Source organism: Actinoplanes sp. CA-142083 (assembly GCF_050942195.1).
GTDB lineage: Bacteria > Actinomycetota > Actinomycetes > Mycobacteriales > Micromonosporaceae > Actinoplanes.
Genome location: NZ_CP192076.1, coordinates 8,633,536 through 8,655,343 on the forward strand (window position 1 = coordinate 8,633,536; position 21,808 = coordinate 8,655,343).

Here is a 21,808-nt window from a genome sequence, read left to right on the forward strand (position 1 = left end):
GTCAGCGGCGGAGCAGGCGGAGCGCGAGCATCGGGCAGCGATCCACCGCCTGCTTCGCCGCTGCCTCCAGGGGCGGCGGCACCACCGGCTCGGTCCGGCTGTCGCGGGCGACCGGGTAGCCCCAGTCGTCCTCGACCAGCATCTCCTCGAGCAACTCGGTGCAGACGCCGCGGCCGTCGCAGGCCGTCCAGTCGATGTGCAGGCGACTCATCGCCAACCTCCGGCGGTGGCCAGGCAGCGACCGGCGAGGTGCGCCGCGACGTCGGCTTCGAAGGCGCGCATCGCGCTGAGGACCAGCCGGGCGGTTCCGTCCGGATGACGGCAGGCGCCCCGGCCGGTCACCAGGCGCGCGAGGCGCTCGACCTCGGCCGGACGGCCCCGCCCGGCGACGAGCTCCCGCAGCGTCTGAGCCATGCGGGGCAGTCCGTTGACGCACGGGCCGCACTGCCCCGCGACCTGGTCGGCGAGATAGCCGGCAATCTTGGCGGTCTCGGCGAGGCCGCAGGCATGAGTGGGCAGGGCGACGACGACACCGGCGCCGGGCGACGCTCCGAAGGGTGCGAGCGCCCGCCGGCTCACCGGAAGCGTGGGGTCGGCCGGCACCCAGCCGCCGTGATAGCCGCCGACCAGCAGCGCCTGCAGATCGGCGGTCGCTCCCCCGGCCGCGGCGATCAGGTCGCCGAGCGGCACGCCGTAGCCGGCCTCGATCACGCCGGGCCGGGCGACCGCGCCGCTGACCGTGGCCAGGAAGGTGCCGGGCTCGTCGGCGGTGCCGGCGGCGAGGAACCAGCCGGGGCCATAGCGGGCGATCAGGGCCAGGTGGGCGAGGGTCTCGACATTCTGTACGAGCGTGCCGGTCGCGGCGATCCGGACGCGCTTGTCGGCGGGCGTGGCGCCGCCGCCGGCGATCGCGGATGCCGCGGCGGTCTCCTCGCCCGACACGAAAGCGTCGGGAGCAGCGGTCAGGGTGACCGGCAGCGAGTCGAGGCCGGCGCCGCGCCGGGCGGCGAGGACTTCGCGCAAGTCGTGGTGCAGAGCGAGGGGGACGTAGAGGTGGGCGGCGCGGGCGCGGGTCGCGCGGGTGACCAGGTGCAGGCCGTCGAGCACCAGGTGGGGCTGGCGGGTCAGCAGCAGGCGGTCCTTGGCGCTGGCCGGCTCGCCCTCGGCGCCGTTGGCGATCACCACGGCCGGTTCGGTCACGGCGGCGAGCTTGCGCCAGAGGGGAAAGCCGGCGCCGCCGCGTCCGGTCAGGCCGGAGTCGCGGGCCATCCCGACGATCTGGCTGCCGTCGAGCAGCGGGAGGCGGCCGTGGCGGGCCAGGTGCCCGTCGAGGCTGCCGTCGCCGGCGAGGAGGTGGCTGGGCGCTTCGGTCACGCAGGTCATCGGGAGATCTCCTCGAGCTCTGGCGTTGTCTTTGGCTGGAGCCGGGGCGCCACGCGGCGCTCCTTCCGGGCCGGGAAACGGGCGAAAGCCGGCGAGAGGCGCCAGGCCACGGCGGCAACGACGACGCCGGCGCAGGTCAGGGAGATCGTCCAGAGCCACCAGGCGCCGTTGTCGGATCCGGTGCCGAGACCGTGCAGCAGCGCGACCGGCCAGCACAGATAGGCCAGCCAGTGCACCGCCCGCCAGGCCCGGGCGCCGAGGCGGTGGCGCAGCAGGCTCGTGACCACGATCGCGACCAGGAGATCGAATCCGAGCGTGCCGAGGCCCTGCCAGACCGGACGATAGTTCCCGACGAAGGGCACTATCAGGTCAAAAAGGCGCAATTGGGCGTACGGGTCGAAGAGCAGACTGATCACATGGCCGGCCAGGAAGACGACCGCCAGCAGGGTCGCGTTGCGGTGCAGGAGGCTGACCGCGAAGCGGGGCAGGTTGAAGGCCGGCTTGCCGGACCTGGCGCCGATGCCCAGCGCGACCACGACCGTGAGCAGCACGAGCGAGACGACACCCGAGCCGCGGGCGAAATACCAGAGCGCGTCGGTCACGACGGCCACCCGCCCAGCCGCAGCACGTCGAGGTCCGGCGTGACGAGCCGGCTCGGCACCCGGCCGAGCAGGTCGGGAGCGGCGTGGCCACGCACGATCGCGGCGGTGCTGAGGGTGTTGGCCCGCAGGCAGCTGAAGGCGGCCACGGAGACGGTCCGCCACACGGTCGGCGCGGGCCGGCCGGTGCGGGGGTCGACGATGTGGTGCAGCAGTTCGCCGGGGCGGCCCCAGGTGCGGCCGGCGGTGCTCGAGGTGGCGAGGGCGGCGCCGGGCGGGAGAAGGATGGTTTGCGCGGGATCGCCGGGACGGTCCTGAACCAGGACCCGCCAGCCGCTGCCCAGGGCGGTGCCGCCGGAGAATGCGGTGCCCGCTGGGGCTGGGCCCGCGGTGGCGATGTCGCCGCCCAGCGCGACCAGCACGCCCACGTCGAGCCGCTCGGCGACCCGGGCGGCGGCTCGGTCGGCTGCTACCGCCTTCGCAGTCGCGCCCAGGTCGAGCAGCACCCCTTCGGGCACGGTCAGCTCAGCGCCCGCCACCTCAGCGCCCGCCAGGTCGGCGCCCGCCAGGTCGGCGCCCGCCGAGTTGGTCCCGATCGGCGGCATGCGAGTCAGGCGCACGGCTCGCCAGTCGGGGGTGGCGAAGACGCGCACCGCGGGCGCTACCTCCCGGCCGGTCAGGGCTGCGAAGTCTCGGTCGTAGCCGAGGCCGCACAGGGCGGCGCCCACGGTCGGGTCGACTGCGCCGTCGGTCTCGCGAGCTGCCTCGAGGGCGGCGGCCACCAAGTGCGCCAGCAGCGGGGAGACCGCGACCGGGCGACCGCCGGAGCGGCAGGCCGCGCGTAGTTCGGAGTCTTCGCGGAAGCGGCTGCAGGCGGCGTCCACGGCGGCGAGCTCGGCCTTGACCAGGTCGGTCGCCTCGGGGAGGCGGCGTGGGTCGGTGACGACGATCCGGGCGACTGTGCCCCAGACGGGCCACTGCGCGGTGTCGGCGCCGATCGGCAGTGTCTCGATCAGCGGCATGTCAGGAACCCCCCGAGGTGGCCTGGCCGCCGCTGTCGCCGCCCGAGGAGAGCGTGGGCGAATCACCCGAAGACGACGAATCGCTCGACGAGGACGAGGACGAAGACGACGAGGACGAATCGTCGGAGGTGGTGGATGTCGTGGATGAGGTGGACGTCTGGGCCGAGTCGGCGGCCGTGTCGGCGGCGTGGGCGGCCACGCCGACCACTACCGTGCCGGCCACGCTCGCCGCGACCAGGGCGCCGGTGATCAGCGACGTCCGTCGCAGTCCGATCTCCCGCTTCATGCGTGGATCCCCCTTTCGTTGACGACGAAAGGAATCCTGCGTGCGGGGTCTCGCGAAGGCCTGTGCCGATCCTTCGCAATCCCTGTGAAACGAGAAGTAGGTCGAATGACGGTATCGGCGAGGGCGTCCGCGTCCTTAAGTTGATCCTCGAAGCAAAGAGATCAAGGGGGAAAGTCCACAATGTCCGAGATTCCGCAGCACACGCTCGACGACATCGAGCAGGCCAACGCCACCGGCCTCACCCCGGTCGTGTTCATCCACGGGCTCTGGCTTTTGCCGAGCAGCTGGGACCGCTGGGCCGAGGTGTTCCGGGCGGCCGGCTACGCGCCGCTCTCGCCCGGCTGGCCGGACGACCCGGACACCGTCGCCGAGGCCAACGCGCACCCCGAGGTGATGGCGGGCAAGACCGTCGGCCAGGTCGCCGACCACTACGCCGAGATCATCGGCAAGCTCGACAAGCAGCCGGCGATCATCGGGCACTCGTTCGGCGGACTGCTCGCCGAGATCCTCGCCGGGCGTGGCCTGTCCAACGCGACCGTGGCGATCGACGCGGCGCCGTTCCAGGGCGTGCTGCCGCTGCCGATCTCGACGCTGCGCTCGGCCGGGCCGGTGCTCTCCAACCCGGCCAACTACCGCAAGGCGATCCCGCTGACCTTCGAGCAGTTCCGGTACGCGTTCGCCAACGCCGTCACCGAGGAGGAGGCCCACAAGCTGTACGAGGAGTTCGCCGTCCCGGCCCCGGGCGCGCCGCTCTTCCAGGGCGCGGTGGCGAACTTCAACCCGTGGAGCGAGGTCAAGGTCGACCACGAGAACGCGTACCGCGGGCCGATGCTGATCATCTCGGGCGAGCGGGACCACACCGTCCCGCCGGCGATCTCCGAGGCCAACTACAAGATCCAGCAGAAGAACAGCGGCGTGACCGAGTTCGCGAGCATCCCCGGCCGCGGGCACTCGCTGACGATCGACAGCGGCTGGCTCGAGGTCGCGAACACGGCGCTGGCCTTCGTGCAGCGGCACTCCGAGCGGTAAGGGCTTACAGCAGGCCGTGCCGCATCGCCGTGGTCACCGCGGCGGTGCGGTCGGCCACGTCCAGCTTGTTGAAGACCCGCAGCAGGTGGGTCTTGACGGTCGCCTCCGAGATGAACAGCTGCTTGCCGATGTCGGCGTTGGTCAGGCCGCTCGCCACCAGCCGCAGCACCTCGGTCTCGCGGGACGACAGGGCCGGCGGCGCCGGCTGGCGCACCTGACGCACCAAAGTGGACGCGACGCTCGGGGCGAGCACGGTCTCGCCCCGGGCGGCGGCCCGCACGGCGTCGGCGAGCTCGGCCGGCGAGGCGTCCTTGAGCAGGTAGCCGCAGGCGCCGGCCTCGATGGCGCGCAGGATGTCGCGGTCGGCCTCGTAAGTGGTCAGCACCATCACCTTGGCGCCGGGCACGGTGGCGAGGATGCGCTCGGTCGCCGAAACCCCGTCGCCGTCCGGCATGCGCAGGTCCATCAGCACGATGTCGGGCCGTTCCGTGGCGGCCAGGGAAACACCCGCGTCACCCGAGCCGGCCTCGCCGACGACGGTCAGGTCGGGCTCCGCGTCGAGCATGCCGCGCAAGCCGTGGCGCACCACCGGGTGATCGTCAACCAGCAGGATCCGGATCACGCCGGCACCTCCAACTCGATCGTCGTGCCCGTGTCGGGGTCGCTTCGCACGGTCAGCGTGCCGCTCACCTGGGCCGCGCGGGCGCGCATCCCGTTCAGCCCGAAGCCGTCGGCCGCCGCCGGGTCGAAACCGCGGCCGTCGTCGCGCACCACGAGCCGCACCGACGCCGGAGCATAGGCGAGCAGCACCGCGGCCTCCCGCGCCTGGGCGTGGCGGCGGACGTTGGTCAGCGCCTCCTGGGCCGCGCGCAACAGCACCACCTCCACCTTCGTCGGCAGCGCACGTTCGTCACCGGTCACGCGCACGGTCGCCGGCGTGCCTGTCTCCTCCGCGAAGCGCGCCGCCTGACGGCGTACGGAATCGGGAAGTGACCCCTCGGACAACGCAGCCGGCGCCAACGCGGCGACCAGGGCCCTCGACTCGGCCAGGTTTTCCTTCGCGGTGCGAACCGCGAGCGCCAGTCGCTCGTCGCTCAGCGCCGGGTCGGCGGCCTGGAGCAGCGTGATGATGCTGGTGAAGCCCTGCGCGAGGGTGTCGTGGATCTCGCCGGCCAGGCGCGCCCGCTCGGCCGCCACCCCGGCCTCGTGCGACAGGCGCTCCACCTCGGCCCGCGAGGCCTCCAACTCGGCGATCAGCCGGCCGCGCTCCATGCTCTGCTCGATCACCCGGATGATCCAGAAGCCCAGCCAGATGCCGGCGGCGCCCGAGATCAGCGCGATCATCAGGTCGGCCCGCAGGCTCTCCGGCGATTGGAAGACGTCGATCGCGGGCGTCACGAGGTTGACCACGATGACCAGCGGGATGGCCTTCTTCAGGTCGGTCAGCATGAAGATCATCGGGATCATCGCGAACAGCAGCCAGGTCGCGAACGGGATGGCCGCGGCCGCCACAGCGAACAGGACGATCTGGACGATCGCCAGGTAGACCGACTCGACATCGCGCCGCACAAGTCGCCGGCCGATCACCAGATGCAGGATCGCCATCACGGCGATGGCGCCGACCGCGACCAGCCGGCGCCACAGCGGGTTGCTGTCGTTGAAGAGGATCGCGGCGGCCACCGCCACCGCGACCACTCCGAAGAACGCTTCCCACCACTGTGAGTAACGCACGTGGGCCTCGCCGACGGTCACCGATCCTTCTCGGTCCATCGGAACGTCGCCAGGCACAGCACCAATCCGATCACACACCACGCGCCGAGCACCAAGGCGGTCCGGCCCAGCTCCCACTGCCCGGCCGCTTCGTACTGCTTCATGCTGTCCGGCAGGAACACGTAGCGGAAGCCCTGGCTCATCCACTTGACCGGGAAGATCGACGCCACCGTGATCAGCCAGGACGGCAGCTGGGTGATCGGGTGGATGAAGACGCCCGAGATGAACTGCAGCGCCACCAGCGGCACGTTGAGGATCGCGCCGGCGGTGCGGGCGTGCTTGACGATCGCGCTGACCGCGATGCCGCAGGCCGTGCAGGCGAAGGTCGACAGCAGGAACAGCCAGGCGAACGTCACCCAGTGCGCCGCATCCGGCACCGGCATGTCGAACACCACGATGCCGACCAGGATCAGGAAGGCGGCCTCCGCGACGCCCAGGACCAACACCAAAATCAACTTCCCCATGATGTACGCCGATGAAGTGATCGGTGTGCCGTGGAGCCGCTTCAGGGTGCCGTCCTCGCGGTCCATCGCCACGCCCGAGCCCATCGTGACGAAGGCGGTGCTGAGAATCCCGTACGCGATCATGCTGGCGCTGTAGACCTGGCTGGCGCTGACGCCGGTCTCGTCGTAGGAGTCCCCGAAGATCGTGCCGAACAGCAGCAGGAGCATCGCGGGGAAGGCGAGGGTGAAGATGACGGCCGTGCGGTCCCGGAGGAACTGGAGGACCTCGACGCGGCCGCGGGAGAGGCCGGTCATCGCGGTCGACGGCAGGATGGCGGCGGTGGTCATCGACCGGCTCCGATCAGGCTGAGGTAGACGTCTTCGAGGGTCGGTCGCGTGATCGTGAGGCTCTTCAGATCGGCCTCGATCTTGATCAGGTGCTTGATCAGGTCGGTGGGGTCGGCCACCTGCTCGGTCTTGGTGACGCCGTTCTCGAGCCAGCTGACGTTGGCCCCCGCGGCCGCGCGGCCGCCCAGCGTCGCCGGCGTGCCCTCGGCCACGATCCGGCCGCCGGCCAGCACCGCGAGGCGGTCGGCCAGGGCCTCGGCCTCCTCCAGGTAGTGGGTGGTCAGCAGGATCGTGGTGCCCTCGGCGGCGAGGTCGCGGATCAGGTCCCAGAACTGGCGGCGGGCCGCCGGGTCGAAGCCGGTGGTCGGCTCGTCGAGGAAGAGCAGCTCGGGCCGGCCGACGATGCCGAGCGCCACGTCCACCCGGCGGCGCTGGCCACCGGAGAGCTGACGGATCTTGCTGCGCTTCTTCTCGGTGAGCCCGACCAGCTCGATCACCTCGTCGGCCGGGCGCGGATCGGGGTAGAAGCCGGCCACGTGCCCGACCATCTCGGCGACGGTCAGGTCGGCGGCGTCGTCCGCGTCCTGCAGGACGACGCCGATGCGGGCCCGCCAGGCGCGGCCGGCCGTGCCGGGGTCGTCGCCGAGCACCCGGACCTCGCCGGAGCTGCGCCGGCGGTGGCCCTCGAGGATCTCGACGGTCGTGGTCTTGCCGGCGCCGTTCGGGCCGAGCAGCGCGAACACCTCGCCGCGGGTGACGGTGAGGTCGATGCCGCGGACGGCCTCGCTGGATCCGTATGTCTTGCGAAGTCCCCTGACTTCAATGGCGTCCATGGATCTGATCGTGCTGGTCGACCATGGTCGCGCGGGACGACCGCGCGACGGTCAGCGGTTGTCAACCGATCGATGGACAGCGGGTCTTACTCCCAGCGGAACTTCTTTGCCGCCGCCACGACGCAGACCGCGGCCCACACGGCGAGGCCGGCCCAGGAGCCGAGCGGCACCGGCTGGTCGTGCGAGAGCGTCGCGCGCAGCGCCTCGGCGTGCGCGGCCAGCGGCAGGAACTCGGCGATCTGGCCGGGCGCGGCGAACATGATGCCGCCGGCCGCCAGCATCAGCACGTAGATCAGCGTGGCCAGGCCGGTCGTGGTCTCGGGCTTGAGCACGCTGGCGAGCAGCAGGGCCAGGCCGCTGTACGCCGCGGTCGCCAGCACCGTCACGCCGAGCGCGGGGAGAAGCTGGCCGGCATGCGGATGCCAGCCGACGGCCACGCCGACCGCGGCCAGCACCAGCAGTTGCACGACGATCAGCGCGAGGACCGCGGCGGTCTTGGCGAAGAGCAGTCCGGGCCGGGTCAGCGGCGAGGCGCCGAGTCGTTTGAGGACGCCGTAGCTGCGCTCGTACCCGGTCGTGATGGCCTGTCCGGTGAACGCGGTCGACATGACCGTCAGCGCGAGGACGCCGGGAACCACGTACGCCAGGCGGTCGCCGCCGGGAACGTTGGTGACGTCGGTGAGGCCGGCGCCCAGCAGGACCAGCAGCGGAACCCCCATGGCGAGCACGACCGCCTCGCCGCGGCGGGCGGTGAGGATCAGCTCCATGCGGATCTGGCTGCGGAGGATCGCCTTGGTGGTGTTGCGCGCGGGCGCGGGGGCGAAGGTGGTCATCGGACGGCTCCCGCCTTGCCCACGGTGAGGGCCAGATAGACGTCTTCGAGCGTGCGCCGGCGGGTGTTCACGGCGGTGACCTGGGCGCCGGCACGGGCGAACCACGCGAGGACCTCGGCGATCGCGGCGGCATCCAGGGAGCCGGTGATCGTGTACTCGCCCGGTGAGGTCTCGGCGACCTTGAACGGGAGGGTGGGCTGGAGGCCCGGGTCGGCCCGTACCTCCAGAAGGTCTATGCCCGCCGCGGCCGTGAGCTCGCCCGGCGTGCCGGTTGCCGCCACCTGACCTTCTCGCATGATGACGACGTCGTCGGCGAGGCGCTCGGCCTCGTCGAGCAGGTGGGTGGTGAGCAGGACGCTCACGCCGTCGGCCCGCAGCTCCTCGATCAGCTGCCAGGTGGTGTGCCGGGCCTCGGTGTCCATGCCGGCGGTGGGCTCGTCGAGGAAGACCAGCTCGGGGCGGCCGATCAGCGCCACCGCGAGACTCAGCCGCTGCTGTTCGCCGCCGGAGAGCCGCCTGAACCGCGTTTTGGCCGTCTTGTGCAGCCCGAGGCGCTCCGCCAGCATGTCCGGATCTATCGGGTTGGCCGAGAAGGAAGCGTAGAGCTGCAGGAGCTCGCCGACGGTCGCCCACGGGTAGAAGCCGCCGGACTGCAGCATGATGCCCAGGCGCGGCATCAGCGCGTCGTGATCGGCGATCGGGTCGAGGCCGAGCACCCGGCAGGTCCCCTGGTCGGGCGGGCGGAAACCCTCGCACACCTGCAGCAGGCTCGTCTTGCCGGCGCCGTTGTGCCCGAGCAGGGCTAGGACACGGCCGCGCGGGACCATCAGCGACACGCCGCCGACGGCGGTCTTGGCGCCGTAGCGCACGACGACATCCGACACCTCGACCGCGCCGTCACTCACCCGCTGGCCCCTTCCGACCCGGCCACCTTACGTGCCGGCCGCTGACACCCCGCTGAGGGCGGCCCCGCCGATGGCCGACCTCACTCTCCCCCGTCGGTAGGGTGCTCGCATGACCGTGGTGGAGATCTACACCGATGGGGCGTGCGTGCCCAACCCGGGGCCCGGCGGCTGGGGCGCCGTGCTGCGATACGGCGGCCGGGAGAAGGACATGTGCGGCGGCACGGCCGACTCCACCACCAACAATCGCATGGAGCTGATGGCGCCGATCAGCGCGCTCGAGGCGCTGACCCGCGCGCCGCTCACGGTCAAGCTGTACACGGACAGCATCTACGTGCGGGACGGGATCACGAAGTGGCTCCCGAAGTGGAAGGCCAACGGATGGCTGACCTCGGCCAAGCAGCCGGTCAAGAACGTCGACCTGTGGCAGCGCCTGGACGAGGCGGTGCGCCGGCACGACGTGCAGTGGCACTGGGTGAAGGGGCACGCGGGCCATCCCGAGAACGAGCGGGCGGACCGGCTGGCCGCCCGCGGTCTTTCCGAGGCCCTAGGAAAGCGCCTGTAGCGCCCTGATGAACGCCGCGCGATCCGCTGTTTCTGCCAAGATCGTTTCTTCCGCACTTCTTATTTCGCTCTGAATCGCCTTTTGCAGCCGGCGGCCCTCCGGCGTGAGCTGCAGCAGGCGCACGCGCCGGTCGGCCGGGTCGGGATCGCGCTCGATGAGGCCGCGTCGCTGCAGGTCGTCGAGGATCGGGATGAGCCGCGTCTTGTCGGCGCCGATCGCCGCCGCGAGGGTCGCCTGCGCGCGGGCCGGCCCGTCGCGCAGCGCGGTCAGCACGACGTAGGCCCACATGCTCACGCCATGGTGCTCGAGGATCGGCTGCTCCATGGCGAGCAGCCGGCGCCCCAGCCGCATCACCATCGCACCCAGATCGGCCCGCTCGGTCTCCGCCACATCCGGCATCCTCCTCCGCTTGCCAAATCGTAAGCTCATGTAGATGATAAGCGTATGCCTACAGATTTGATCGCTCTTGACGCCCTAGCCGTCCGCAAGACCGTCCAGCTCGTCGCGAGCATCACCGCCGCCGACCTGTCCCGGCCGACCCCATGCGCGGAGTGGGACCTGGGTGCGCTGCTCACGCACATGACGGCGCAACATCGCGGCTTTGCCGCGGCGGCGTCGGGTCACGGTGGCGACCTTGCCGCCTGGTCCTTGACGCCTTTTTCGGTACGGGACTACGCGGCGTCCGCCGACCTGGTCCTGGCCGCCTTCGCGGCTCCCGGCGCCCTCGACCGGACGTTCGAGCTGCCCGACTTCGGCGCTTCCTTCCCCGGCCGCCTCGCGATCGGCTTCCACCTGGTCGACTACGTGGTGCACGGCTGGGACGTGGCCACCTCGCTCGGCCGGCCGTATTCCGTGGACGCGTCCGTGCTGGCGGCCACGCTGCCCATCGCCCGCGCGGTTCCCGACGGCCCGGCCCGCCTCGCGCCCGGCGCCGCCTTCGCGCCCGCTTTGCCGGTTCCCGCGGAGGCCGACCCGCTCGCGGAGATCCTGCTGCTGCTCGGCCGGAAATTGTCGGTGGGTGCTGATAGCAAGGACGCATGACCCTACGGTTCGGTGTGATCCTCCCCGGCGGCACCGCCGGCGAGCAGCTCGAGCTGGCAGTTCTCGCCGAGCAGGCGGGGTGGGACGGCGTCTTCGTGTGGGAGGCGGCTTATGGCGTCGATGCCTGGTCGCTGCTCGCCGCGATGGCCGCCCGCACCACCCGCGTCCGCCTCGGCACGATGCTGACACCCCTGCCATGGCGCCGCCCGTGGAAGGTGGCAAGCCAGGTCGCCACGCTCGACCAGCTTTCGAACGGCCGGGCCGTCCTGGCCATCGGGGTCGGCGCGCTGACCACCGATCTGCCCGTCACCGGCGAGCCCACCGACCTGCGCCTGCGCGCCGAGATGATGGACGAGGGCATCGACCTGATCCGGGCCCTCTGGTCCGGCGCGCGCACGTATTCGGGCGCCCACTATCAATACGAGACCGACCGCGACGACCTGGGCGACGTAGCCCGTCCCGTGCAGGAGCGCATCCCCATCTGGGTGGTGGCGGTGTGGCCCCGCCCCAAATCGATGCGCCGGGTGCTGCGCTGCGACGGCGTGATCCCCGGCCACGCGCCGAGCACCGACGCGATCCGGGAGATCCGCGCCTGGCTGGCGGCGCAGGGCGCGCCGTCCACGATGGACATCCTCGCCGAGGGCGAGACGCCGGCCGACGATCCGGCCCGGGCCGTGGAGCTGGTGACGCCGTGGTCCGAGGCGGGCTGCACGTGGTGGATGGAGACGCGCTGGGAGATGCCCCACCACTCCGCCGAGCGCATGGCCGAGATCCGCGCCCGCATCGCGGCCGGACCGCCCGGGGGTTCGCTTTGATCAGCGAGTTCCGGGTGGTGGTCGATGACGCGGCCGTTGCCGACCTGCGGGAGCGGCTGCGGCGCACCCGATGGCCGGAGGAGGCGACGACGCCCGGATGGGAACAGGGGACGCCGTTGGCGTACGCGAAAGGGCTCTGCTCCTATTGGGCGGACGGCTATGACTTCGCGGCGGCGGGTGAGCGGCTCAATCGGCATCCGCAGTTCCGCACGGTGATCGACGGGCTGGCGATCCACTTCGTGCATGTGCGATCGCCGCGGGCCGATGCGATGCCGCTGGTGCTGACGCACGGGTGGCCGGGGTCGGTGGCCGAGTTCGCCGAGGTGGCAGGGCCGCTGGCCGACCCGTCGCCGGGTGAGCCGGCCTTTCACGTGGTGTGTCCGTCGCTGCCCGGTTACGGGTTCAGCGGCAAGCCGGTGGGTCCGGGGTGGACGGTGCAGCGCATCGCGGACGCGTGGGCCGTGCTGATGACGCGGCTGGGATATGACCGCTTCATCGCGCAGGGGCACGACTGGGGCACGAGCGTCAGCGCGGCGCTCGGGGCACGGCATCCGTCCCGGCTGATCGGGATCCACCTGATGCCGCCGCTGGTCGCGCCCGACCCGGCGACGCTCGACGATCTCACCGACGCCGAGCGGGCCGCGATCGACGAGCTGAGCGCGGCCGCCTCCGGCGACGGCTATTCGTTCGTGCAGTCGACGCGGCCGCAGACGATCGGTTACGCGCTGGTCGACTCGCCCGCGGCCCTCTGCACCTGGATCGCCGAGAAGTTCCACGCCTGGGCCGACGGCGAGGTCGACCGCGACAGGTTCCTCGACAACCTGATGCTCTATTGGCTGCCGGCGACCGGGGCTTCCGCGGCCCGGCTCTACCGGGAGAGCTTCGCCGAGGTGCAGACGCTGTTCCGGGAGGGCGCCACCGACGTCATCCGGGTGCCGACCGCCTGCTCGGTCTTCCCGCGCGAAAATCCGCGGCCGTCGCGGCGGTGGGCGGCGCGGCGGTTCCCCGACATCCGCTATTGGAACGAGCCGGCCCGCGGCGGGCACTTCGCCGCGCTCGAGCAGCCCGGGCTCTTCGTCGCGGAGATACGGGCAGCCTGGCCGGCCCGGTTTCCGTAAGGTGTCGCCCATGACATCAGCCGACGACGATACGCGGGGGCGGCTCTCCCAGGGCTTCGCGATCGCCGCGCTGGTGCTGGCGGTGCTGGGCGTGGTCGCGCTGGCCATGTATTTCGTCGAGCCCGACCTGCTGGTGGGGCTCCTCCCCGACGGCGCGATCAACCATCTCTTCAAAGAGACGCCGACGGCCGACGACCTCGACCACCGGGCCACCATGCTCAACGTCGGCGCGGTCGCCATGCTGGCCCTGCCGGCCGCGGGTGTCGTTTTCCTGCCCCGGCGCGCGTTGCGCTGGGCGTGCGCGGTGCTGCTCGTGCTGCTGCTGGCGCCGAGCGCGCTCGTGGTCCGCGAGTCCCACATAGCCGGCGACCACGCCCGCCAGATGCGCCGCGTGCCCGACCCCAACCCGCCCTGCCAGGTTCACAGCGGCAGCAACGACGTCTGCCCGGGCGGCTGACCCTTCTTACCGCACTCAGATGCGCGGCATCACGGCTTCGACGACCTCCTCGGCGTCGGTGAGGTTCTGCTCATCGGAACCGCCGCGCGAATAGACGTCGATCTGCACGCTGCCGTAGAGCACGTAGAGATGCCCGGCCAATTGGAACGCGCTCTCGCCGACGTCCTTGACCGGCTCGGCGCCCTCGACGGCGGTTTCGAAATCGTCCTTGGTCGTGCGCGACAGGAACAGCGCCAGCTGGCCGCCGTCCTGCTGCCATTGGCAGAACCGCGTGGTGTCGCCGGCCGACCCGCCGTCCTCATCGACCTGGGTGATCGCCCGGCCGGTGAGCGACAGGACGTCCTCCCGGCTGAGCAGCGTGCACGGATCCGGGATGTCGCCGGAATCCTTGACGGAGCCCAGACCGCTGACCGCGGACGGCCGTACGGTCGCGGCCGCCGCCGCATGCTCGCCGCCGCCCCCGCCGGAGAAGCCGCAACCGCCGACCGCGACGAGCAGTCCGAGCCCGGCAAAACAAAGGCCCTTCATTTTCCTCCCTGGCACATTCCGCTGGTGTGCCCAGGTTTCCGCCTCACCCCGCCGCGGCCAATGCGCGGCGGCGCGAAATGACCCGCAGGCGGGAGAGTTTCAGCCTTTCCAGGGACGCAGTTTCTCGGGATTGCGGATCGCCCAGATCCGGGTGACGCGGTCGCCGGCGATGTCGAAGGCCATGACCGTTCCGATGACGCCGTCCTGCTCGAGGACGAGGCCGGGCCGGCCGTTGACCGTGCGGACCAGCATCCGCATGTCCCCCAGCTTGGCGAGGATCGTCAGCAGCCCGCGGGCGATCTGTTCGGCGCCGGTGATCGGGTGGAGGGTGGCCTCAGCCAGGCCGCCACCGTCGGCGACCGCGCGGGCATCCGGATCCAGCAGCGCGACCAGAGCGTTGATGTCGCCGGCCTGCCAGGCCTCCTTGAAGTCGCGGACGACCGCGCCGGCCCGGGTGGGTGGCGTCGCGGCGGGCGCGGGCGAGGTGCGGACCCGCCGGCGGGCCGACGAGGCGAGCTGGCGGCAGGCGGCGGGAGTACGGCCGACGACCTCGGCAACCTCCGCGAACGAATACCGGAAGACGTCGTGCAGGATGAACGCGACCCGCTCGGCCGAGGTCATCGACTCGAGCACGACCATGAACGCCATGTTGACCGATTCGTCGAGGGTGATCCGGTCCGCCGGGTCGGCGGCGTCGGCCGGGGTCCACTCGTCGGGCACCGGTTCGGGCAGCCACTCGCCGACGTAGCGCTCCCGCCGCACGCGGGCCGACCCGAGCAGATCCAGGCAGATGCGGCTCGCGACCCGGGTCATCCAGGCGGGCGGCGACTCGATCTCGTCGCGCTGCGCCGGGGTGAGGGCATACCAGCGCGCGTACGTCTCCTGGACCACGTCCTCGGCGTCCGCGAGCGACCCGAGCAGCCGGTAGGCCACGTTGATCAGCTGTCGGCGTTCGCTCATGCCTCGTTCCATACTCATGTCGACGAGACAGGGACTCCATTTGTGAGGTCGCCTGACATTCGGCGGCGCTGTCTCGTCAGGTCCGTATGAACATATTCCTCTGGATCCTCGCCGGGGTGCTGGCGGCGGCATTCCTGGGCAGCGGCGTGCTGAAGCTGATGTGGTCGCGGGAGCGGCTGGTCGCCTCCGGGATGGCCTGGGCCGGGCAGTTCAGCGACCGGTCGGTGAAGGCCATCGGCGTCCTGGAGATCCTCGCGGCCGTCGGCCTGGTGGTTCCCGCCGCGCTCGACATCGCGCCGGTGCTGGCGCCGCTGGCCGCGACCGGCCTGGCGCTGCTGATGGCCGGCGCGATCGTCACCCACGTGCGGCGGCACGAGATGCAGCCGCTCGCGGTGAACGCGGTCTTCCTCGGCCTGTCCGCCTTCGTGGCGTGGGCCCTTTTCGTCTGACTTGTTGGGAGTAGATCCATGAGTATCAACCTGCAGAACGTCCTGGACCGGTTCGAGATCGACGCGTTGAGAGGGGAGTTCACCGACGCCGGCGCGATGCGCGACTACGACCGGCTGGCCGCGCTGTTCGTGCCGGACGCCGTCTGGCGCATCCCGCAGGCCAACATCGAGCTGGTGACGCGCGAGGGAATCCGGGTCGGGCTCGAGCGGATGCAAGCCCAGTGGGAGTTCTTCATCCAGAACACCCACCCGGGCACGATCATCGTGGACGGCGACACCGCGATCGGGCGGGCCTACGTCGCCGAGCTGGGCCGCTTCCAGGACGGCAGTTCCCACCAGAACTACGCGATCTACCACGATCGCTACCGCCGGACCGAGGAGGGCTGGCGTTTCGTCGAGCGGTCCTATGAGATCAAGTACGCCGACACGACGCCGCTCAACGGCTCGCCGCACGTGCCCGAGATCCCGGTGGAGGTGCCTACCACACGTTCGTGAAGCCCTCCACGTACTCCCAGTCGCCGCAGACGTTGAGGACCATCTTGAACTTGGTCTGGGTCAGGGTGACCTCGCCGTTCCAGATGCCGGTGCCGAGCTTGGAGACGACGCTGACGGTGAAGTCGCCGTCGTCGACGTCGGTGCCGTAGATGCCCGGGGTGTTGCCCTTCAGGAGCTGCTTCTGGACGTCGACGTAGTAGGTTTCGCCGCCGTTGACCCGGTAGTTGATCCGCCAGCCGTAGCTGTAGTCGCGCCAGATCCGCACGCGGTCGCCGTCCTGCTCGAAGGCCATCGCCTCGGTGGGGATGTACTTGGTGGTGCGACAGTCCTTGTCGGCGTCACTCGAGGAGTCGTCGTCGGTCGCGTCGTCGCTGTCGGAGGCGTCCTCATCATCGTCGTCGTAGGCGTCCTCGTCGTCGCTGTCGGAGGCGTCCTCGTCGTCAGCGTCCTCGTCGTCAGCGTCCTCGTCAGCGTCCTCATCGTCGGACGCGTCCTCGTCATCATCGTCGGACGCATCGTCGTCGGACGTCGCAGAGTCGTCATCGGTGGCCGCGCCGGGCGGTTCCGTGACGTCCGGCGTGGCGGCATCCGCGGGCGGCGTCGGCGGGTCGGTGTTCGAGGTGGCCGGCGCGCTCACGGGTTCGGGCTTGCCTCCGGCGGTGGCCAGGCCGATCCCGACGCCGCCGCCCACCAGAACGAGAAGCACGGCGACGAAGGCGCTCCACCGGACCGGCCGGCGCGCGAGGCCGGCCGGGAGGCGCCCGAGGCCGGCCGGGAGGCGCCCGAAGCTCGCCGGCCGACTCCTGAACCGGGCCGGCAGACGCCCGAGCCAGCCCGGCAGACGCCCATGGCCGGCAGGCCGACTCCTGAGGCCCGCCTGCGGGCGCCCAAGGTCAGCCGGTGAGCCCCAGCGGCTGGGCCGCAGACGCCCGAGGTTGGCCGGCAGGTGCCTGAGGCCGGCCTGCACGCGTCTGAGGCTGGTCTGCACGCGCCTCAGGCTGGCCTGCGAGATCTTGCGCATGGGTTCACTGAACACGTGGGCGCCGAGCGCGAGCCATCCCACGATCGGGGGTGCGGGAGCGCCTTTCGTCGGCCGGCCGCGCCCGCACCGGGGTCGCGGCACGCCGGACGAGGCTTGTGTTACGCCAGGCGAGGGAGGTAGGCGGACCAGACCTTCTTGGGTACGACCATGCGCCAGGCGTCGAGGACGAGCTCGGTCATCTGATCTTCGTCCAGCTCGGACATCCAGGCCTGCACCCAGTTGAACCGGAGGTCGGACGCGCGTGGGAGGTGGAAGGTGCCGGGGTCGGCGGTGACCAGGGCCAGGCGCTCCTCCTTGGGGAAGCCGAAGCCCATGACCGTCTCGTCCCGGGAGAAGGCGACATAGACAATCTTGCCGACCCGGAACTTGACGCGGTCGCGTATCAGATGCTCCTCGCTGCGCGGGAGGTCTCGGCAGACCTCGCGCACGTCATCGACGGTGACCATGCGGGGAACCTACGCCCCGGGTATGACATTTTTCCGGCGGTCAGGATTGGCGGGGCTTCGGGACCCAGAGGCGTGTGGTGGATTCCTCGGTCAGGGCGGGGTGCTCGGCGGGTTCGGGGACCTTGGCCCGGAACACCCGGTCGGGCGGCAGACGATAGGTCTCCGCCTGGACCAGCTCTTCCGGGACCGTGTGGCGGCCCGACGAGGAGGACGCGACAGCGGAGTGGTCCGGCGCGGGCTCGACGTCGGGCGACTGGTGCGGCGCCGGGTGCGACGCAGCCTCGGAGGCGGGCTCTGGTGACGGCGTCGGCGAGGGCGGGCGCGCCATGCGGTAGGAGCCGCGGTCGGCGGGCAGCGGCTCGGCGTTGCCGATCAGGCGTGGGTCGGGAAAGGGGCGGTAGACGACGCCGCCGTAGGCGGCTGGTTCGCCGACTACGCGGGAGGGCGGGCGCGGTGGGACGGGGAAACCCAGTGAGGCGGCGTCGTGTGGCGAGGATGTGGGCGCGCGGCGGGGTGGCGGCACGGGTGAGGCGCCGGGTATGCCTGCGCGGCGGAGCAAGCGGGCGTTGCCGGGGCTGGGGCCGGGGCCGGGGCTGGGGCTGGGGCTGGGGCCGGGGCCGGGGCTGGGTTTCGGGTCGGAGGGGCTCAGGTCGGGCCAGAACATCGGTGCGTCGACTGAGTCGGAAGCCGGGGTGGTCCAGGCCGGAACGGGCGCGGACTGATCTGCGAGAGCGGGATCGGCAAGCGCTGGACTCGAGAGAGCAGCGGGCGCTATGAGCGCAGGATCGGCGAGGGCCTCCGCCGCGGAAACGGCCTCGGCGGGGAGGGCGGAAGGCTCGGGCACGAGGGCGCCGTCGACGACCGGGCGAGGCGTGGGGCGGGTGCCTCGGCGGGGGGCTACCAGGCGGGCGGCCAGGCTGAAGATGCTTCGGGTGGCCGTGTCGTAGCCGTCGCGGTAGGCCTCCTCGCGGTCGCGCTCCATCTGGTATCGCTGGTGGAGGCGGCCGGCGGCGTAGCCGGAGCAGGCCAGGAAGACGGCAAGCAGGGTGAAGACCAGAGCCGAGTTGCCTGGAGCGGTCATGGGCTCGATTGTGGCCAAAGTGATCGATAAACAGCTATGGCCCGTTTGACGTACCCCGATCGAATGAGGGGTCAGCCCTGGCCGGCGACCCAGGCCGCGATCTGGGCTCGCCGGGAGACGCCCAGCTTGGTGCGGATGTGCTCCACGTGGGCGGCGGCGGTCTTGGGGGCGATGGTGAGCTCGGCGGCGATCTCGCGGTTGGTCATCCCGGCGGCCACCAGGCGGGCCACCTCGAGCTCGCGGCTCGACAAGGCCGACGCGAGCGCCGGCGAGAGGGAGGACGGCGGCAGAGCGGACGGCGACGGGAAAGGCGGCGACAGGGAAGACGACGACGGGGAATCGGCTGGACGAGGGGTGGCGGCGGCTACCAGGGAGTCCGAGGGCGTCAGGTGGGTGGGCACGGGCGCGCCGGCCACGGCGTACGCGTGAATCGCCTCTTGCATCAAAGCCGCCGCCTCGGCCGGTCTGCGACTGCGCGCGGCGCACCGTGCCTGGTCGACCAGCGCGGCCGTGCCCTCCCAGAAACGCCGCCGGGCCTGCCAGAAAGCGCCGGCCCGGGCCAGCTCGTCGCGCGCCTTGCCGGTCTGGCCCTCGTGCAGGTGGATCAGGCCCTGGGCGTGCACAAGCGAGCCGAGCGTGCCGGGGATGCCGCGTTCGCCGATGAGCTCGCCGGCGCGTTTGAGCCACTCGCGTGCGGCGGTGCTGCCGGAGCGAGCGAGGTGGGCACGTACGCCGGTGATGATGTAAGGAAACAGGTAGGCCGCGTCGCGGACGCGCGCGGACGCCTCGTATCCCTCCTCGCAGCGCGCTATCGCCAGGTCGAGATCGCCGCTGTGCAAGGCCACCTCCGCGAGGCCCCACCAGGCCGGCGACATCCGCTGGAGCTCGCGCATGCCGGCGCCCAGCTCGGCCGCCTCGCCCAGGTGCTGCACGGCGGTGGCCGGCGCGCCGCGGCCCATCGCGACGAAGCCCAGCACGTGCAGGGCGGTGATCCGGGTGGTGATGCCGCCGCCGTCGGCCAGGGCGCGGCGGGCCTCCGCCTCGGCGCCCGTCCAGTCGCCGGTCGCCCACAGCACGTGCGCGAGGTGGGCCTTCAGGTAGTGCAGATCGTTGAACTGCTCGACCCGTTCCGCATACGCGATGCCGTCCGGCAGCCACCGCAGGGCCAGGTCGTACTCGACCAGCACGGAAGCGCTCGTCCCGAGCATGCGGTAGCCGCGCGCCGTCTGGTGCTCGAAGCGCCAGGCGGACGCCCGGGAGATCGAGCCCTGCAGCAGCTCGAGGCCCTCGTCGAGGCGGCCCGCGAAGAGGAACACCGAGCCCAGCGTGGCGTCGAGGTTGCAGCGCATCGCGCGGTCGCAGTCCTCGACCGCGATCGAGCGGGCCAGCTCGCCGTCCTCGATCGCCTCGGCCAGGCGGCGGTCGAGCATGTAGGCGGCGGCCAGTGCGGCGTGGATGTTGGCGCGCACCTCCTGCGCGGGGTCGTCGGTGCGGAAGGCGATCAGCGGAAGGGCGCCGCGCAGGGTCGCCGCCCGCTCCTCGAGGCTCGCGCCGAGCAGGTGCCGCGCCGCCACCCAGTCGGGCACGAGCCCGGCCGCGGCCAGCGGATCGTCCAGCCGGAGGCGCAGCCGGTACGCCGCCTCATAGCAGGACGCCGCGCCCTCGTTGTCGTCGACCGCCGCCAGCTCGGCGGCCAGAGCCGTCAGGAGGGCGGCGCGCTCGGCCTCCGGTAGAATGGCGGGCGCCGTCCGTTCGGCGCGCCGGTAAAGCTCCACCGCCTCGCGATGCGCCGACATTCCGGCCGCCTCGTGCGCCGCCGTCATCGCGTAATGGAAAGCCGGGCCGGGAAGCGCCGCGCGCTCGAACTGGTCGCTCACGAACGCCGCCGGAAAACCCGACTCGACGGCGGTCGCCGCGGCCCGCGCGTGCAAATCGCGGCGCAGATGCGGAGTCAGATCCGCATAGAGCGCGTCACGGATGAGCGCGTGCCGGAAGTCGAATGTGGACCTGTCCGGATGCGGTTGCACGAAGAAGCGTTCCGTCAATTCCCGCAATCCGTCGTCGACGGCGGCCGGTCCGTCGCCGGTAATGGCGGTCAGCAGGTCCAGATCGAACGAGCGCCCTAGCACCGACGCCACCCCGGCCAGCCCGCGCGCGCCGGGTGAGAGCTGCTCGGCTCGGGCCAGCACCGCGTCCGCCAGCGTGTCGGGAACGCTTTCCCGGGCCGCCAGGAACTCCTCGACGTGCAGCGGAATCCCGTCACTCCGCGCATACACCGAGCCGGTCACGGCGCCGGGCAACGCACTCCCGGTGATGGCGCTCGCCATCACCGCCGTGTCCGCCAGGCTCAGGCGGCCGAGGCGCACCTCCTCGGCGTGACGCTGGGTCAGCAGCCGCGCCCGCCACGCCCGCATCGGCACCCGCGGATAGAGCTCGTCGCTGCGATACGTCCCCACCAGCAGCATCGGCAGCGACGACGCCCGCCGGCCGAGCCGGCCGAGCACGTCGAGGGTCACGTCGTCGGCCCAGTGCAGGTCCTCGATCGCCACGAGCAGTGGGCCCGCCGCCGCCACCGCGATCATCTCGGTCAGGTCGGAGACGAGCAGCCTGCGCTGGCGCTCGGCGTCACCGTCCGCGAACTCGCGCAGCCGCGACGCCACCCGCGCGCCCACCTCGGCCACCGCGGAGCACCGCCGCAGCTCGGACCCGAGATCGGCGAGCAGCCCGCCGGGCACCTCGGCATCGCCCGGCGACGCACCGGCAGTGACCACGGTGAATCCCTCGGACCGCCGCACGATCTCGGCGAGCAGCCGCGACTTGCCGATGCCCGCCTCGCCGGCCAGGAACAACAGCTCCCCGCGCCCCTCGGCCGCGGACGCCAGCCGCCGCTCGGCGAGCGCGACCAGATCGTCGCGCCCGACGAGAATCGGGCTGCTCAGCGCGCTGTCCACGCCCGCGACTTTAGGTCACCGAGCAGGGCCTTCCTAGGTGCAATGACCGATGTCCGACTGCACTCGCCGCGGCAGTCTCTTCCTGTCAGCACCATCGCGATCAGGAGGAATCACCAATCATGGCCAGATTCATGGACGTGCACAGCGGGTTCGTCGGCGTCACGCCGGAACAGCTCGCCGACGCCCACGATGCCGACCTGAAAATCGAGGGCGAGGAGGGCGTGCATTTCGAGCGCGCCTGGCTCGACTCCGAATCCGGAAAGGTGTTCTGCCTCAGCACGGGCCCGAGCAAGGAAGCCATCATGCGCATCCACGAGCGCGCCGGCCACCCGACGACCGAGGTGTACGAAGTGACCGCCGAGGTCTGACGGTCCGAGTCAAATTCAAATTCAAGATGTCGTGCGTGGGTGGT

General features: G+C 71.6%; 27 protein-coding genes. 9 read left to right on the top strand and 18 right to left on the bottom strand.

From position 1 onward, the window contains the following. Position 1: 1 nt before the first annotated feature. Genes ACQPZX_RS39500 through ACQPZX_RS39520 form a run of 5 tightly spaced genes read right to left on the bottom strand, consistent with a single transcriptional unit; the run spans position 2 to position 3,290 of the window. Positions 2-211, bottom strand: a complete 210-nt coding sequence (locus ACQPZX_RS39500) for a ferredoxin (RefSeq protein ID WP_433367370.1) — start codon at positions 209-211, stop codon at positions 2-4. Then, a complete protein-coding gene (locus tag ACQPZX_RS39505; protein ID WP_433367373.1) occupies positions 208-1,383 on the bottom strand; it encodes an NADH-ubiquinone oxidoreductase-F iron-sulfur binding region domain-containing protein in 1,176 nt (391 codons plus the stop codon). The genes ACQPZX_RS39500 and ACQPZX_RS39505 overlap by 4 nt, the downstream gene beginning before the upstream one ends. Continuing rightward, positions 1,380-1,985: a ferric reductase-like transmembrane domain-containing protein gene (locus tag ACQPZX_RS39510; RefSeq protein WP_433367376.1), complete on the bottom strand. Its 606-nt coding sequence runs from the start codon at positions 1,983-1,985 to the stop codon at positions 1,380-1,382. Before ACQPZX_RS39510 ends, ACQPZX_RS39505 begins: the two co-directional genes overlap by 4 nt. Next, the gene (locus tag ACQPZX_RS39515; protein ID WP_433367379.1) at positions 1,982-3,004 is read right to left on the bottom strand and encodes an FAD:protein FMN transferase; all 1,023 of its coding nucleotides are present in this window, start codon (positions 3,002-3,004) and stop codon (positions 1,982-1,984) included. Before ACQPZX_RS39515 ends, ACQPZX_RS39510 begins: the two co-directional genes overlap by 4 nt. Before the next feature lies 1 nt (position 3,005). After that, positions 3,006-3,290 (bottom strand): hypothetical protein, encoded by a 285-nt coding sequence (locus ACQPZX_RS39520; RefSeq protein WP_433367382.1) that lies wholly within the window; start codon positions 3,288-3,290, stop codon positions 3,006-3,008. A 180-nt stretch (positions 3,291-3,470) separates the two neighbouring features. Here ACQPZX_RS39520 and ACQPZX_RS39525 point away from each other — a divergent pair, with 180 nt between their 5' ends. Beyond that, positions 3,471-4,319: an alpha/beta hydrolase gene (locus tag ACQPZX_RS39525; protein ID WP_433367385.1), complete on the top strand. Its 849-nt coding sequence runs from the start codon at positions 3,471-3,473 to the stop codon at positions 4,317-4,319. A gap of 4 nt (positions 4,320-4,323) precedes the next feature. Here the strand turns inward: ACQPZX_RS39525 and ACQPZX_RS39530 are convergent, their stop codons facing one another. The 6 genes from ACQPZX_RS39530 to ACQPZX_RS39555 all read right to left on the bottom strand — a co-directional run bounded on the left by ACQPZX_RS39530 (position 4,324) and on the right by ACQPZX_RS39555 (position 9,451). Further along, complete coding sequence (locus tag ACQPZX_RS39530; protein WP_433367388.1) at positions 4,324-4,941, bottom strand: response regulator; 618 nt, start codon at positions 4,939-4,941, stop codon at positions 4,324-4,326. Next, positions 4,938-6,071 carry a sensor histidine kinase gene (locus tag ACQPZX_RS39535; RefSeq protein ID WP_433367390.1) on the bottom strand — a complete coding sequence of 378 codons (1,134 nt, stop codon included), beginning with the start codon at positions 6,069-6,071 and terminating at the stop codon, positions 4,938-4,940. Before ACQPZX_RS39535 ends, ACQPZX_RS39530 begins: the two co-directional genes overlap by 4 nt. Next, entirely contained in the window at positions 6,068-6,880 is an 813-nt protein-coding gene (locus ACQPZX_RS39540; RefSeq protein ID WP_433367393.1) for an ABC transporter permease, read from the bottom strand. Before ACQPZX_RS39540 ends, ACQPZX_RS39535 begins: the two co-directional genes overlap by 4 nt. After that, positions 6,877-7,713 (bottom strand): ABC transporter ATP-binding protein, encoded by an 837-nt coding sequence (locus ACQPZX_RS39545; protein WP_433367396.1) that lies wholly within the window; start codon positions 7,711-7,713, stop codon positions 6,877-6,879. Before ACQPZX_RS39545 ends, ACQPZX_RS39540 begins: the two co-directional genes overlap by 4 nt. 86 nt (positions 7,714-7,799) lie before the next feature. Continuing rightward, complete coding sequence (locus ACQPZX_RS39550) at positions 7,800-8,546, bottom strand: ABC transporter permease (protein ID WP_433367399.1); 747 nt, start codon at positions 8,544-8,546, stop codon at positions 7,800-7,802. Next, positions 8,543-9,451, bottom strand: coding sequence for an ABC transporter ATP-binding protein (locus tag ACQPZX_RS39555; protein WP_433367402.1), 909 nt, complete (start codon positions 9,449-9,451; stop codon positions 8,543-8,545). Before ACQPZX_RS39555 ends, ACQPZX_RS39550 begins: the two co-directional genes overlap by 4 nt. 109 nt (positions 9,452-9,560) lie before the next feature. On the opposite strand from ACQPZX_RS39555, the gene rnhA reads away from it, so the two are divergent. Continuing rightward, the gene (rnhA, locus tag ACQPZX_RS39560) at positions 9,561-10,013 is read left to right on the top strand and encodes a ribonuclease HI (RefSeq protein WP_433367405.1); all 453 of its coding nucleotides are present in this window, start codon (positions 9,561-9,563) and stop codon (positions 10,011-10,013) included. On the opposite strand, the gene ACQPZX_RS39565 is transcribed toward rnhA, so the two are convergent. Further along, positions 9,996-10,412, bottom strand: a complete 417-nt coding sequence (locus tag ACQPZX_RS39565; protein ID WP_433367408.1) for a MarR family winged helix-turn-helix transcriptional regulator — start codon at positions 10,410-10,412, stop codon at positions 9,996-9,998. The genes rnhA and ACQPZX_RS39565 overlap by 18 nt on opposite strands. 45 nt (positions 10,413-10,457) lie before the next feature. Between ACQPZX_RS39565 and ACQPZX_RS39570 the strand changes: the two genes are divergently transcribed. From ACQPZX_RS39570 to ACQPZX_RS39585, 4 genes are read left to right on the top strand one after another with little or no spacing between them, the layout of a single operon-like run. Then, positions 10,458-11,054: a TIGR03086 family metal-binding protein gene (locus ACQPZX_RS39570; RefSeq protein ID WP_433367410.1), complete on the top strand. Its 597-nt coding sequence runs from the start codon at positions 10,458-10,460 to the stop codon at positions 11,052-11,054. Beyond that, the gene (locus ACQPZX_RS39575; RefSeq protein WP_433367413.1) at positions 11,051-11,869 is read left to right on the top strand and encodes an LLM class flavin-dependent oxidoreductase; all 819 of its coding nucleotides are present in this window, start codon (positions 11,051-11,053) and stop codon (positions 11,867-11,869) included. The genes ACQPZX_RS39570 and ACQPZX_RS39575 overlap by 4 nt, the downstream gene beginning before the upstream one ends. A gap of 14 nt (positions 11,870-11,883) precedes the next feature. Then, positions 11,884-12,987 (top strand): epoxide hydrolase family protein, encoded by a 1,104-nt coding sequence (locus ACQPZX_RS39580; protein WP_433367416.1) that lies wholly within the window; start codon positions 11,884-11,886, stop codon positions 12,985-12,987. 10 nt (positions 12,988-12,997) lie between these two features. Then, a complete protein-coding gene (locus ACQPZX_RS39585) occupies positions 12,998-13,444 on the top strand; it encodes a hypothetical protein (RefSeq protein ID WP_433367419.1) in 447 nt (148 codons plus the stop codon). Positions 13,445-13,459: 15 nt separating this feature from the next. On the opposite strand, the gene ACQPZX_RS39590 is transcribed toward ACQPZX_RS39585, so the two are convergent. Together ACQPZX_RS39590 and sigJ are read right to left on the bottom strand one after the other, a co-directional pair. Beyond that, entirely contained in the window at positions 13,460-13,972 is a 513-nt protein-coding gene (locus ACQPZX_RS39590) for a DUF3558 family protein (RefSeq protein ID WP_433367422.1), read from the bottom strand. A gap of 99 nt (positions 13,973-14,071) precedes the next feature. Then, a complete protein-coding gene (gene sigJ, locus ACQPZX_RS39595; protein ID WP_433367425.1) occupies positions 14,072-14,932 on the bottom strand; it encodes an RNA polymerase sigma factor SigJ in 861 nt (286 codons plus the stop codon). An 86-nt stretch (positions 14,933-15,018) separates the two neighbouring features. Between sigJ and ACQPZX_RS39600 the strand changes: the two genes are divergently transcribed. Further along, entirely contained in the window at positions 15,019-15,381 is a 363-nt protein-coding gene (locus ACQPZX_RS39600) for a DoxX family protein (protein WP_433367427.1), read from the top strand. Between the two features lie 18 nt (positions 15,382-15,399). Then, the gene (locus ACQPZX_RS39605) at positions 15,400-15,876 is read left to right on the top strand and encodes a nuclear transport factor 2 family protein (protein ID WP_433367430.1); all 477 of its coding nucleotides are present in this window, start codon (positions 15,400-15,402) and stop codon (positions 15,874-15,876) included. Here the strand turns inward: ACQPZX_RS39605 and ACQPZX_RS39610 are convergent. The 4 genes from ACQPZX_RS39610 to ACQPZX_RS39625 form a co-directional block, all read right to left on the bottom strand. Continuing rightward, the gene (locus ACQPZX_RS39610; RefSeq protein WP_433367432.1) at positions 15,860-16,582 is read right to left on the bottom strand and encodes a hypothetical protein; all 723 of its coding nucleotides are present in this window, start codon (positions 16,580-16,582) and stop codon (positions 15,860-15,862) included. The two genes, ACQPZX_RS39605 and ACQPZX_RS39610, sit on opposite strands and share 17 nt — an antisense overlap. Before the next feature lie 434 nt (positions 16,583-17,016). Further along, positions 17,017-17,364 carry an MmcQ/YjbR family DNA-binding protein gene (locus tag ACQPZX_RS39615; protein ID WP_433367435.1) on the bottom strand — a complete coding sequence of 116 codons (348 nt, stop codon included), beginning with the start codon at positions 17,362-17,364 and terminating at the stop codon, positions 17,017-17,019. Between the two features lie 40 nt (positions 17,365-17,404). Then, on the bottom strand, positions 17,405-18,445 hold the full coding sequence (locus tag ACQPZX_RS39620) for a hypothetical protein (RefSeq protein ID WP_433367438.1): 1,041 nt from the start codon (positions 18,443-18,445) through the stop codon (positions 17,405-17,407). Between the two features lie 71 nt (positions 18,446-18,516). Further along, a complete protein-coding gene (locus tag ACQPZX_RS39625; protein ID WP_433367441.1) occupies positions 18,517-21,396 on the bottom strand; it encodes a helix-turn-helix transcriptional regulator in 2,880 nt (959 codons plus the stop codon). A gap of 119 nt (positions 21,397-21,515) precedes the next feature. Here ACQPZX_RS39625 and ACQPZX_RS39630 point away from each other — a divergent pair, with 119 nt between their 5' ends. Continuing rightward, the gene (locus ACQPZX_RS39630) at positions 21,516-21,764 is read left to right on the top strand and encodes an SCO4226 family nickel-binding protein (protein ID WP_433367444.1); all 249 of its coding nucleotides are present in this window, start codon (positions 21,516-21,518) and stop codon (positions 21,762-21,764) included. The last annotated feature ends 44 nt before the right edge of the window (positions 21,765-21,808 follow it).